This window comes from Brevibacillus jepli, assembly GCF_047229145.1.
Lineage (GTDB): Bacteria > Bacillota > Bacilli > Brevibacillales > Brevibacillaceae > Brevibacillus.
In genome coordinates, this window is sequence record NZ_JBFEFW010000004.1 from 117,546 (window position 1) to 130,390 (window position 12,845).

At 48.2% G+C, this 12,845-nt stretch carries 13 protein-coding genes; 8 read left to right on the forward strand and 5 right to left on the reverse strand.

Annotation, left to right across the window (positions count from 1 at the left end; genetic code table 11):
• Positions 1-50 precede the first annotated feature (50 nt).
• On the reverse strand, positions 51-1,967 hold the full coding sequence (locus AB1L17_RS06080; RefSeq protein WP_412843789.1) for an ABC-F family ATP-binding cassette domain-containing protein: 1,917 nt from the start codon (positions 1,965-1,967) through the stop codon (positions 51-53).
• 188 nt (positions 1,968-2,155) lie between these two features.
• Between AB1L17_RS06080 and AB1L17_RS06085 the strand changes: the two genes are divergently transcribed.
• Positions 2,156-3,616, forward strand: a complete 1,461-nt coding sequence (locus AB1L17_RS06085; protein ID WP_412843788.1) for a YcdB/YcdC domain-containing protein — start codon at positions 2,156-2,158, stop codon at positions 3,614-3,616.
• Positions 3,617-3,661: 45 nt separating this feature from the next.
• On the opposite strand, the gene AB1L17_RS06090 is transcribed toward AB1L17_RS06085, so the two are convergent.
• Positions 3,662-4,384, reverse strand: coding sequence for an NAD-dependent deacylase (locus AB1L17_RS06090; protein WP_412843900.1), 723 nt, complete (start codon positions 4,382-4,384; stop codon positions 3,662-3,664).
• A gap of 103 nt (positions 4,385-4,487) precedes the next feature.
• Positions 4,488-5,240, reverse strand: coding sequence for a cupin domain-containing protein (locus AB1L17_RS06095; protein ID WP_412843787.1), 753 nt, complete (start codon positions 5,238-5,240; stop codon positions 4,488-4,490).
• 151 nt (positions 5,241-5,391) lie between these two features.
• On the opposite strand from AB1L17_RS06095, the gene AB1L17_RS06100 reads away from it, so the two are divergent.
• From AB1L17_RS06100 to AB1L17_RS06125, 6 genes are all read left to right on the forward strand, one after another.
• Positions 5,392-6,180 carry a metallophosphoesterase family protein gene (locus AB1L17_RS06100; protein ID WP_412843786.1) on the forward strand — a complete coding sequence of 263 codons (789 nt, stop codon included), beginning with the start codon at positions 5,392-5,394 and terminating at the stop codon, positions 6,178-6,180.
• A 168-nt stretch (positions 6,181-6,348) separates the two neighbouring features.
• Positions 6,349-6,777 carry a disulfide oxidoreductase gene (locus AB1L17_RS06105; protein ID WP_412843785.1) on the forward strand — a complete coding sequence of 143 codons (429 nt, stop codon included), beginning with the start codon at positions 6,349-6,351 and terminating at the stop codon, positions 6,775-6,777.
• A gap of 3 nt (positions 6,778-6,780) precedes the next feature.
• Complete coding sequence (locus tag AB1L17_RS06110; RefSeq protein WP_412843784.1) at positions 6,781-7,251, forward strand: thioredoxin family protein; 471 nt, start codon at positions 6,781-6,783, stop codon at positions 7,249-7,251.
• Between the two features lie 178 nt (positions 7,252-7,429).
• Positions 7,430-8,299 (forward strand): cytochrome c oxidase assembly factor CtaG, encoded by an 870-nt coding sequence (ctaG, locus tag AB1L17_RS06115; RefSeq protein ID WP_412843783.1) that lies wholly within the window; start codon positions 7,430-7,432, stop codon positions 8,297-8,299.
• A 29-nt stretch (positions 8,300-8,328) separates the two neighbouring features.
• A complete protein-coding gene (locus AB1L17_RS06120; protein WP_412843782.1) occupies positions 8,329-8,940 on the forward strand; it encodes an SCO family protein in 612 nt (203 codons plus the stop codon).
• 6 nt (positions 8,941-8,946) lie between these two features.
• Positions 8,947-9,720, forward strand: a complete 774-nt coding sequence (locus tag AB1L17_RS06125) for a FixH family protein (protein ID WP_412843781.1) — start codon at positions 8,947-8,949, stop codon at positions 9,718-9,720.
• A 58-nt stretch (positions 9,721-9,778) separates the two neighbouring features.
• On the opposite strand, the gene AB1L17_RS06130 is transcribed toward AB1L17_RS06125, so the two are convergent.
• Together AB1L17_RS06130 and AB1L17_RS06135 are read right to left on the reverse strand one after the other, a co-directional pair.
• On the reverse strand, positions 9,779-10,111 hold the full coding sequence (locus tag AB1L17_RS06130; protein WP_412843780.1) for a transporter: 333 nt from the start codon (positions 10,109-10,111) through the stop codon (positions 9,779-9,781).
• A 151-nt stretch (positions 10,112-10,262) separates the two neighbouring features.
• The gene (locus AB1L17_RS06135; protein WP_412843899.1) at positions 10,263-11,429 is read right to left on the reverse strand and encodes a UDP-N-acetylmuramoyl-tripeptide--D-alanyl-D-alanine ligase; all 1,167 of its coding nucleotides are present in this window, start codon (positions 11,427-11,429) and stop codon (positions 10,263-10,265) included.
• Positions 11,430-11,580: 151 nt separating this feature from the next.
• On the opposite strand from AB1L17_RS06135, the gene AB1L17_RS06140 reads away from it, so the two are divergent.
• Positions 11,581-12,648, forward strand: coding sequence for a CapA family protein (locus AB1L17_RS06140; protein WP_412843779.1), 1,068 nt, complete (start codon positions 11,581-11,583; stop codon positions 12,646-12,648).
• Positions 12,649-12,845 lie beyond the last annotated feature (197 nt).

The window sequence follows — 12,845 nt, forward strand, 5'->3', positions numbered from 1 at the left end:
TCCCAGCCCTCAATTACTGGCTATACAAACAGAGATTGGTACCCCACTAATTATTTCCCTTGCTCCAATTCCTCTACCATCGCAGAAAGTTCCGCCCAGCGCTCAATCGTTGCTTCCAGATCTGCAGCCACTTGTTGCTCTTCCGCGTAAAGCTTCTCGATCTTGCCGTAATCACTGCCAGAAGCGGCGATCTCCTGCTTCAGCTTGACACTGCGCTCTTCCAACGCAGCGATCTTGCCCTCGATGGCATCCCATTCTTTCTGATCCTTGTAGGACAGCTTGCGCGTACGGTTGTTGCCACGATTTGCCCCGCTGTTACTTTGCGCCTTTTCTGTCTCAACCTCGGATTCCTGTACCTGTGTTGCTTTTTCCAGACGTCTGTCTTCCAGGTATTCGGAGTAATTGCCGAAGTAATGGCGAATGCTTCCTTGACCCTCAAAGGCAAATAAATGGTCCACTGTACGATCGAGGAAATAGCGGTCATGGGAAACCGTGATGACTGCACCCGGGAACTGTTCGAGATAGTCCTCCAAAATACTGAGCGTCTGAATATCCAAGTCATTCGTAGGCTCATCCAAGAACAGGACATTCGGTTCGCCCATCAGCGTTCGGAGCAGGTAGAGACGTCGGCGTTCTCCCCCAGACAAGCGGGAAATCGGCGTCCATTGCATATGTGGCGAAAACAGGAATCGCTCCAGCATTTGCGAAGCAGTAATCGACTCGCCGTTGCTCGTCTGTATCACCTCTGCTGCTTCCTTTACATATTCGATAACGCGCAGCTTTTCATTCATCTCGACACTATCCTGCGTGTAGTAGGCGATTTTAACGGTCGTCCCAATCTCCAAGGACCCACTATCCGGTTGAATTCTTCCTGCGAGCATGTTCAGGAGCGTCGTTTTTCCGCTTCCGTTTGGCCCGATAATCCCAACACGGTCACCCGGCAGGACGATATAGCTGAAATCGTTGATGAGTTTTCGCTCACCGTACGATTTGTTAACATTTTCCAGTTCGATCACTTTTTTGCCGAGACGGCTGGCCCCGAGTGCCATTTCCATTTTGGCAGCAGGTCCATCTACGGCTTTATCACGTAACTCCTCCGCACGCTGCACACGCGCCTTTTGCTTGGTGGTACGCGCTTTTGCTCCACGACGTAGCCATGCCAGCTCTCGTCGAAGCAGATTTTGCCGCTTGCTCTCTACGGCAGCCTCGTTTTCTTCACGCTCCGCCTTTTTCTCCAGAAACGTCGCGTAGTTGCCTTCATAGCTGTACAGCTTGCCGCGATCCAGCTCAAACGTGCGGTTTGTCACCCGATCCAGGAAGTAGCGATCATGGGTGACGAGCAGCAATGCACCCTTGTAGCGGGACAAATACTCTTCCAGCCACTCGACAGTCTCGTTATCAATGTGGTTCGTAGGCTCATCCAAAATCAGAAGGTCTGCTGGCTGGATCAAAGCACGTGCCATAGCCACCCGCTTACGCTGTCCGCCAGAGAGCTCGCCTACCTTTTGCGAGAAATTGTGCAGCCCGAGCTTCGTCAGGATCATTTTGGCTTGCGTATTGCTCTCCCACGCATCAGCCGCATCCATCCTGTTTTGAACAGAAAACAAGCGAGCTTGCTTTTTCTCATCATCCGGGGATTCCTGAACGGCCTCTAACGCTGCTTCATAATCACGCAGAAGCTGAATGAGCGGAGAATCTCCATAAAATACTTGTTCAAGTACGGAGGAGTTCTCGTCAAAGTCGGGATTTTGCGGCAAATACTCCACATGGAAATGATTCGCGTGAACAATTTTTCCGCCATCGGCTGTATCCAATCCCGCCACGATCTTCAAGAGCGAGGATTTTCCCGTACCATTCACACCGATCAGACCAATGCGCTCTTGCTCGGCAATATGAAAGGAAATATTATCGAATAATACTTTTTCTCCATAACCTTTGGAGAGGTTTTCTACTGCTAATATTTGCATGAACGTCACCTGTTCTTTTCTATTTGCTTATCGAGAAGTGATATGAATCATACATTCGATGGTACCATGTTTTTCGCGCAAGCTCTAGGGTGATTATAGTGGTCGATTGGAATCTTGTCTTAATAATGGTAAAATATTGAATATACATATGGTACGTGCAGAAACGATAATGAAACAGGAGGAATCACATGAAAATTCGCTCATCTGCCCTCACTCTTCTTTTTTGTGCCAGCTTGATGATACCTCCCCCCATCGCCTCAGCAGCGCCGCCTGTCGGAAATAATTCTACTGCGATGTCTGGGAAAGAGATCGATGAGGCATTGAAAAAACTTCCCGCAAACGCCAAGCGTATCGCCAAAGAAGCGATTGATCTATTTTCCTTAGATGCTCATCAGGTGAGCGTTTACAGGGCCGGTCATGATGATTGGCAGGTTAGCATCAGCGACAATCGCTTATCCATCTATCTTCACTTCTCCGAAACTGGCAAGCTGACACAACTGAGTGCATCCTCCTACAAACATAAAGACTCTTCTCCCCCGATAACCTTGCAATCGGCATTCAACCTTGCAGAAGAGTTCACCACTGCCTTGCTCAAAGAGAAGTATGTGCCGACAGATCATCCGCTATTATCTCCAAATGGCTCTTATTTGTTTGACATCTACCCGGTCGTAGACAATATCCCTGTTGAACAAAGTGTAGCCACTCTTCGGATCTCTTCAACCGGGTATGTCCAATCATACAATTTGAACAACGAAACGGTTAAAGAAAGCAAACTCCCCGCAGCCGCCTCCCTTCTCTCCATCAACGAGGCCAAACAGAAACTGCTGAAGGAGCTGCAAACCGAGCTTGTTTTCGACGTAGACAAGGAGCGCTTCTCCTATGTGCTGAGGGAATTTCAATGGATCGATGCCAAAACAGGTGAAGTAACCTACTCCCCCTATCAAGTAATAGAAGAACAGGTTGGGTTCCCCGTAACTACAGTCAATTTCCGTGCGACCAATGACTCATTGAAGCAATTGGGCATTGAATACTTTGGCTTTCAAGCAAATAATCTTGCCGTCAAATCTTACCGAGAAAGTCATCCTGGTGAAACCCCGAGGCAGATCTATGCCTTGCGTGATGGCGACGATGAGGTCAAACTAACATTTAACGAGGATTCTGGCAGCTTACTCGCTATCAAAAGTGAGAATGAGCTTCGCCTGGAAAAATCGGAAATTGCTTCGCATGACTCAGCAAAAGAAAAAGCCCTTGATTTTATTCGGGATTACATCAATCTTGCCGAAGAGAAGTATGTTTTGCAGGAACAAGTCCTCACAAAGGATATTCCTGCTTGGGTGCTCGAAAAAGAGTTGCCCCAAGAATACCAGCTCTTTCTTTACCCACTGCTTAATGGGGCGAGAGCAAGTGTGCCTGCTGTTACCGTGACGATGAACCTGCGAGGAAATACGATGAAAAGCGTCACCATCAACAATGCTTCGCTGGCAAAATCCAAGTCCGATGTTCCGGCTTCTACAGACAAGGAAGCGGCAGCCAAAACACTCGTCGATTCATTGGACTTGGAGCTTCGTTACGTATATCCCAGCTTTTTAGATCAAAACGACGATCAGCTGAAGCTGGTTTATGTACCTCGTTTGCGAACAACAAAATAAAATAAAACAAAACAAGCGTACTCTTTTCATCGAGCACGCCTGCATTTATTCCGCTAACAACTGTCCTGCTCTCTGTAGTACGACTCCGATCTGTTCACCTTGAATGACCAGATCTGCCCACGCATCCAATGGTGTCGGCTCCTGATTGACAATTACGAGCTTGGCCCCTCGTTCTTTTGCATGCTGAGGAAACCAATTGGCTGGACTCACGGCAAGCGAAGAGCCTAAAACAATAAACAAATCGGCTTGTTCTGTCCACGAGATGGCCTGATCTACTTGGTCTTGGGGTAATTGTTCACCAAACAGCACAACACCCGGACGCAAAAATCCTCCGCATGTACAGATAGTTCCTTGTTCTTCTAAATATCGCGTATTGGCATACTCCATCCCGCAGGCGAGACAGCGAACTTTTGCAAGAGAGCCATGGAGTTCGGCTACAGCCAAGCTTCCCGCCTCTTGATGAAAGCCATCTACATTTTGCGTAATGATCCCATGAACCAGTCCACGCCGCTCCCATTCGGCTAAACGTTCGTGTCCAGCGTGCGGTTGGCAAGAGATCAGCCCTTGAATGCGCATCTGATAAAATTGTACGAACGCTTCCCGATTTTCTATCATCGCACGAGTACTGGCGAGCTGCATCGGATCTTTTCCGTGCCATAGTCCAGATTGCGAACGAAAATCAGGCAAGCCGCTCTCGGTCGACATGCCTGCTCCGGTAAATACCACTGTATAGGAAGATGTCCGCAACCAATCTGCAAGAATTTCCATCATGGTCTCCCCTTATTCGAATTGGTGTTACTTATCATTGTAATGGAAGAGTGCGGTAATGGGGAGTCCTGCAAAAACCGGATCGATTAGGCTGCCTTTTGCTTCAATAGGCTGGATACACTGGCTGAGGCGGATATCCGTTATGATACGGATTCTGTCCGTACTGCGGATAACCAACTGGCTGTTGATAGACCGCATGCTGACCATAGTCCGCTTGTTGTACATAATTAGCATCGTAATAACCGTAGCTTTCCGGCATGTGGCTTGAGTAACCATAGTACGGGTACTGACTAGATGCAGCTCGGTCTGTCATCTGTCCCTGTGGACATCCCGCAGGCGGACCGATCACGACTGTTTTGGTAATGGGTGCGAATGCTTCTTTTACCTTTGCTTCGTCTAAACAATACGTATGTGCCCACACACTCGCAGGAGTCAAACGCAAAATATCCGAACCAAAGATCACCTCAGGAACAGACGCATCAAAAATAGCAAGCAGATGAGTATCGTCTGTTAATGCCATTTCATAGTGCCACCAGCCCTGCGGTATGTTGGCAACTTGTCTCGGTTTAATATTGTAATGGAGTAATTGATTCGTAAACGGATTGATTAAAGACACGATAGCCTCACCGGCGATGCAATACACCAGCTCTGAAGCGTTTTGATGAATGTGTGGCTCTACCACATTTCCCGTCGTCAGGAAAATGTCCAGTAAGGAGCTGTTGCCCAATGTATTTAATTGTGCGATCCCTAAGGAGTCGATGAAATTCCGATCGTCCTTTTTGAAAAAGAGGTTATTCCTCATATCGTAGGTGAACTGAGTATTTGGCGATGTGTAGTCGCGATAGGAAGTAGCCATTGGTCGTTGATCCTCCCACCGTATGGGTAATTGACTCATTTTGTATCTGTATGCCCAATCACCCAATACGTGAGCCCAACCCTTCACCCTCCTTTCAAACAAACATATCCTAATCATAGGAGTAACGGGTAATCGAGGAGGTTGATGTTGTTTGGCTACTTATCTGGTCTCGGACATACATGGTCAGAATCGCGCTTTTCAAAAGGCTCTACGGGACGTTTCTTTTTCCCCCCAAGCTGGTGATCGCCTGTACGTATTGGGTGACATGATCGATCGGGGACCTGAATCAAAAGAAGTTTTGCTTGATCTGTTAGCCCTGCGGCAGGCGTATCCGAACCAAGTGTTTCTCATAAAAGGCAACCATGAGCAAATGCTGGAGGATTGGCTCTCTGGCCGCGGCAATCCGGAGTTGTACTTGCGTTACAATGGCGGAGATGCCACAATTCGCTCCTTCTTAGGTTATCAGCCGCTTCGGCGAGCTTTTCTTAACAGAATGCCGACTCTAGAGGAACAAGAAGAAGCGCGGCAATTCATTCTTTCTCGCTATCCAACCATTTTGCCAGCCTTGTCATCCCTTCCCTTGTATATCGAGCTGCCAGCCGATCCGCAAACAGGAGCTCCAGCTGTGCTTTTGGTCCACGCAGGGATTCGACCCGGCATTCCTTTGCAGGAACAAAATCCGCAAGATTTACTATGGATTCGAGAGCCGTTTTACCTATATTATGATGGAGAACTCCCCGTCGTTTTTGGCCACACGCCTGTTCCAGGATTACCTCATTACACAGGCAACGGTCCTTGGCGCAGAGACAATATCATCGGAATTGATGGTGGCGCAGCATATTGGCGAGGCGTTTTGCTCGTAGAATGGCCTTCGCTTCAATCCATTTTCGTACCGATTCGGGATACGCAATCCTCTCCACAAGTGCGGGTCTACGGTTGATGATGCTGGAAATTGGGCGCTTATGATCTGGTGCTCTTACCTGCTGCCATTGCATCGGGTAGTGTAACCAGTATGGTGCAGGGGACGAGCCCATTCGTTCAACAAATTATTACTTTTTATAATCTACTTTCGATTTGTAATATGTTAAGATATGGACGAGGTGTTTATATGAAGCGTCAGCAAATGGTGGAACAAGCCATGTTTGCGGCATGGGGAGTCTCCCTGATTGCCACAGCAGGTAGTTTGTTTTTTTCAGAGGTGTTAAAGTACATACCGTGTGACCTGTGCTGGTACCAGCGAATCTTGATGTACCCGCTCGTCATTTTACTCGGAGTTGCCTCCGCGAAAAAAGACGACAAGATTGCATCGTACGCCTTGATTCTCTCCATCATAGGGGGACTCACATCGCTGTATCATTACTCCATTCAAAAAATACCTGCCCTGCAAAATCTCGGAAGTGCTTGCGGTATTGTGCCATGCAATACGGACTATATCAACTGGCTCGGATTTATCACGATTCCGTTCCTTGCCCTCATTGCCTTTACCTTGATCAGCATCCTGCTCGTCATCGTTATGAAAAATGCAAAGGAGAAATGATTCATGAAGAAAGTCATCATTCTAGCCATTGTTGTGGCTGCTCTACTAATCGGTGCGATTGTGTACTCCGACATCTCGAACCGTCAGCAAGCAGAGGGGAACCCTTATGGAAAAGCCAATCTGCACCCTGCCACTCTCGAACAATTGAGTGATCCACTTTACGATAATCTCATTATGCCTGATGAACTCAAAGCCAAGCTCGACAATCAGGAAGATATGTTCGTTTACTACTACAGTCCACTCTGCGAGCATTGCATAGCTACCACACCTGTCTTGGTGCCGATTGTCAAAAGCTTGGAAATCGACATGAAAAAACATAACCTATTAGAATTCAATGCGAGTTACAATGATTACCAAATTACACATACTCCGACCCTCGTTCATTACAAGGGCGGTAAAGAAGTAGCTCGTCTCGTAGGCGGACGCGAGGCAAGCGAATGGAAAGCATGGCTGGAAGAACAGAAAAAATCATAAGCTGCGATAGCCTCCCTCAACATTTGATGGGAGGCTCTTTTTATTTTGGGCATGCGTGACAAATATGTGAAATTTTTCGTTTCCCTCGGAAGAAATAGCCCGAACGAGTCATTAGGCTATTCCAATTATTTGCCTATAATGAGTACTGGGGATAATCCTTGAAAACGGAGGTAATCGCATGACCCTCACTTATTTCACTGAAACCTTTGGATTTCGGGCGACATGGAATCCCGAGCTGATTCTCTTGACCTTCTTGATCGGTCTCGCTTATGTCTCGCTGACCGGACCATTACGCCAAACTTTTCAAGATTCCACACCCGTCACAGGTAAGCAGAAAACTTTTTTCACACTCGGTTTAATTGGTTTTTACTTCAGTATGGGGAGCCCCTTGAACGTAGCCGGGCATTTTTTGTTTAGTGCCCACATGCTGCAGCAATCTCTGCTCTATCTGGTCATGCCCTTGCTGCTTTTGGCCGGAACGCCGTCTTGGTTGATTCGCTCCCTGTTTTATCGCAGAGGGCTCAAGCGGTTCATGCGTGTGGCGAGTCATCCGATTCCCGCCATTCTCATGTTTAATGCCCTCTTCTCGTTTTACCATATGCCTGTTATTTTAGATTTGGCGATGAACAACCTGGCCCTGCACAATTTGATTCATCTCCTGCTGTTGGTGACTGCCATTTTGATGTGGATGCCTGTTGTCGCACCGATCCCGGAAATTCATCGATTGTCGGAGCTGCAGAAGCTGGCCTACATTTTTGCCAACGGCGTTTTGATTACACCTGCGTGTGCACTGATTATTTTTTCGGCAACACCTTTGTATGCGACATATGTAGACGGTCCTTCCATGCTTTGTGCTCCATTCTTTTCCACGCCGATCGACAAATCGATGTTTGCCGTTCCTCTGCTCCCTTTGGAGGATCAACGGCTCGGCGGTATCGTGATGAAGCTCATGCAGGAGCTGACGTATGGAATCGTCCTGGCATACATCTTCACTACCTGGTATCGAAAAGAAAGGGACCAGGAAGAGGATGGACTCATGACGCCCTAAAAGATTGAGAAAGGAGGCGTTACACACACGTGAATATCGCCCCTGCTACCGCTATCCGAATCAGACGGTTGCTCCTGCTGTTACCCGTCCTCGTCCTGGCTGCTCTCGTTGCATCCTGGCTTTGGTTCGGACCCAAAAACGTCCAGGCGAAATTACCAGATGTGACTCTGCAAACAGTTGATGGACAATCCTATTCGCTGGCGCCACAAAAGAAAACGATTCGCTTGGTCGAGCTGATTTATACCCGCTGCCCGGATATTTGTCCCACGACAACGGTAAGAATGGTTCAGCTCCAAAAACGCTTGCTTGAAGCGAACTTGATGGGGCAGGACATTGAGTTTTTGACGATCACGATTGATCCGCAAAATGACACACCCGATGTCATGCGCTACTATGCCAAGCAGTTGGGAATTCAGGAGCAAGGCTGGACGCTGCTGCGAGGTGACGACGAAACGATCCGCACCGTCACGAATTCGCTTGGCTTTTTTGCCAATAAGATGGATGATGGATTTATCTCTCATACATCCAGTACCTATCTCGTGGATGAAAACAATATCGTCATTCGCAAATTCGGCATGGGTGACGACTTCGATCCCGAACAAATTTATCAGGATATGCTGAAATTGAAAAAGGAAGGGTAATCCAACATGAAACGTACGATGATTCTGCTCCTGTCCATGCTCCTGCTCATTTTATCTGCTTGTGGAAAAGAGAACGAGCAACAAGCCTTGCTTCCCGCATCTCCAGTCGAGGCTGCCTTCACACTGGAACCAAAAGAGCCTGTGGCGGGAGGAACGGTTACCTTCTCGGTTAGAGTCACGCAAGATGGTCAAGCCGTGGATGATGCCAAGGAAGTGAAGTTCGAGTGGTGGAAGGATGGTCAGGAAAAGCATGAAACAATCCCGGCAACGCTACAAGGTGACGGTGTGTACACAGCCCAACAAACCATTAGTGAGCCAGGCTCCTACTTTGTCTACTACCATGTGACGGCACGTGATTTCCACAATATGCAGAAGACACCGTTTACCGTGAGTGGCAAGGCCGGTGAGACCCCTGCGGCGACTCCAGCTGCCCCTCAAGCTGGCGCAGGTCAGTCACATGATCATGGGGCGGCAGGTCACGCGAATGCTGAAACAGTAGATTATCATTTCTCCCCAGCCGAAAATATTCAAGTAGCAACACCAGCTACGCTCACTGTTCATCTCATGAAGGACAACAAAGCGTTAGACAAAGCGACAGTCAAATTCGAGTTCTGGCAAGGAAATGACGAAAAACACAGCTTCGTCGATGCAGCTGAAACTGCGGCTGGCCAGTATGAAGGCAACGTACAGTTCCCTGCTGCCGGAGATTATACGGTGAAGGTCCACGTGGAAAAAGGAGATATTCATGATCACAAGGATTTTTCACTTTCAATAAAATAAGTACGTCAAAATAAAAAGGCCATCCTCCCAGGAATGGCCTTTTTGCTTGTAATAGGGGCTAGCAGGTAAAATAGGCGATTCGATTCAAGTCTGTCCCGTAATACTCCCATCGATTTCTTCTCCAGCGGTATCCTGCTACCGTGGATCGACTGACATAGACGGGATAAAACCAGAAAGAGCGACCATTTCGCAGCCAAACGTACGTATAGCGATATAAACAGGGATAGAATCCGCCAGCATCAATCCGGCGTGTTCCCCCATATCCTCTTGCTCCCGGTGCACTTGGCGTCCTGCTCGGCGGAGGACCCGGGGGTGGGGGGGGAAAACCTCCTGGAGCACCGGGTGAGCCTGGTGAACCACCTGGTCCGCCAGGGGGAAATTGATATGACATGACGTGTCACCTCCTACTAGTCTCCCTATAGGAGATGCAGCAAACGCACAGATGGTATGTGCGTTTGCCCGCGGTCATTCACCTATTTTTTCCGCCATAGCCTGTATTCGTGAATCCCCTTGTCCGCCATTTTGCGGGCCCCCTCCACTCTTCAACTTTTTCGCATATTTCGAATGGTAGGCACCCTGCACAAAAATTCCACGGTCTCTCCCATTTTCAATCGATGGGAGCCTTTTACGAGAAAGGCTGTATCTGGCTTCATCAGTCTTGCTAGACGCCGATGCAAGCCTGCCTTACTCAAGCAATGCCTGACCCGATTTGCCGGAAATCCAGATCGAATCGCTGCTCTGGCAATATGCCGGGCACTGCTACCCAGTGTGTATAAGAAGTCGACATTTTTTTGACTCAAGTATTGCCCTACATCCTCATGACCTTTTACATCGTATCTGCCCATTTCCAGCATACTCGCAAGCACCGCGATCTTCGTGGTGTGCTCCACCTGGCTGAGCACATCAATCGCTGCTTTGGCCGCGTCTGGATTCGAGCTGAAGGTATCATCCAGTACCTGAATGTTATTCCCTAGCCGATAGCTGGTCAATCGTTTGCGCTGTGCTCGAAACTGGCTCAACCCACGGCGAATGTCATCGACGGGAATACCCAGCGTATGTGTAACCGCAATAGCAGCCAATGCGTTGTACAAATTATGCTCTCCGAGAAGAGGGACAAAGAATGACTCCTTCTTTCCGTTCAATGAACATTCGAAACGAAACCCATTTCCATCCACTTTCATACGTGCTGCCTGATAATCCGCCTCCCTCTCCTTGGCAAAGGTCACGATTTTGCCAGTGAACGAACCCAGGTAAGGCTGTTGATTGAAATCGCGAGAATATGGACAATCCCAATTGAGAAAAATGGTTCCCGTCGATTTCATATGACGAATTAACTCCGATTTTGCAAGTGCCAGCTGCCGGGCATCACCGCCAAAATTTCCGATATGAGCCGTGCCAATATTTGTGATGACTCCCATCGACGGCTGTATGATATTGCAATGCTGTCGGATATGACCGCTTCGATAAATACCATATTCGAGTACTACTGCCTTGTGCTCGTCCCGAATACTTTTGGAATGTGCTCTTGTATTTCCCAGGAAGTTCTTGTTGTACATCGATTTATATGTGGGCATGCGCTGCGTCAGGATGGCATAGATCATATCCTTTGTCGTTGTCTTCCCTGCACTTCCCGTCACAGCGATTACCGGCTTGTCGAGAATCAGTGTCCTTACAGGTCCAGCAGCTCTTCCCTTCTTTTTCATGGGCATCACCCCTTTGCCTTTTTCTTCTCTCGATCAGCTTTCCTATTGTATGAACGGCATAGACAGCCTGTATAGACCATTATCTATGAAAACGTTCCGCTACTATCCAAATCAGACGGACGACTTCTGGAATAGAGTAGGAAGGGAGGTGAAGCGCATGAAAAAGAAGGCCACCATCGCCGCTGTAGGTGACATCCTGATGTGGAAAGAACAGGTGGCATCTGCCAGACTGCCTGGAACCGATCAATTCTCCTTTACAGATATGTTTCTTCCCGTTGCACCTATACTCACAGGGGCAGATCTCACTATTGGCAATTTAGAAACCACTTTTTCCGGGAGCAAACAGCCCTATCAAATTGGTTCGGCACGAACAGGTTACCCTCGCTTCAACTGTCCTGACGAGCTGGCTCGGGACTTGAAACAATCTGGCTTTAACGTATTGACCACAGTGAATAACCACTGTCTCGATGGCGGAGTAGCAGGACTTTGCCGAACCATTGATGTATTGGATCGATACAAGCTCGCCCATACCGGAACCTATCGCAGTCCAGAGGAAGCGAATACCTACCTGATCAAGGAGGTAAACGGCATTCGTATCGCTCTATTAGCTTACACCTATGGGACAAATAAGCAGGTGATTCCCGCCCATACTCCATGGCTCGTCCGTCTTCTTCAGCCTGCCACGATTTTATCTGACTTAAGAAAAGTCCGTCCTCTTGTCGATGTCGTAATTATCTCGCTTCACTTTGGGATTGAATTCCGCTATACACCGACGACTCGCCAGCGGCAGCTCGTACAAAGTCTGCTCGACAACGGTGCTGATATCATTCTCGGGGCTCATCCACATGTGCTGCAACCGGTTGTCACACCGAGGATCACTACCGCTCACGGGGCAGTGAGACAGACATTGGTCGCTTATTCATTGGGTAATTTCACATCTGAGCGCATGCTCTCGTTTGATCAGTCACAGTGTGGTGCAATCCTCCGATTTACTGTCGAGAAGGATGAGTGGAATCATATTTCCATCCAGCAAATCTCGGTCATCCCAACGTTTTCCCAGCGATATGTCAGTCACGGCCGAATTTGTTTTCGTGTCATACCCATGCGCTCGTATCTCAAAAGTCCTGATTTTTATTTGAGGCCACTGCAGCGAAAAAAGCTCCAGTTGCTGTGGAATCGCGCCATCCGCATCATAGGCAGGGCGCGGGGCGTAGTGATTGAATAACACAGGAGCAACGAGGGAGCGGGTATTTTTGCTCCCTACCCTCCCTACATATACGGCACACGAAGTGGACAAGCTGTTCTCATGTCTGCGCCCCAACATTTTTTACATTGACGATGATTGACGTTTGCCAGAAGATTTTGGTAAAATCCACTTGTAACTATCAAAAATATTTTAGGTGGTTACAAAGGAGAGATCAA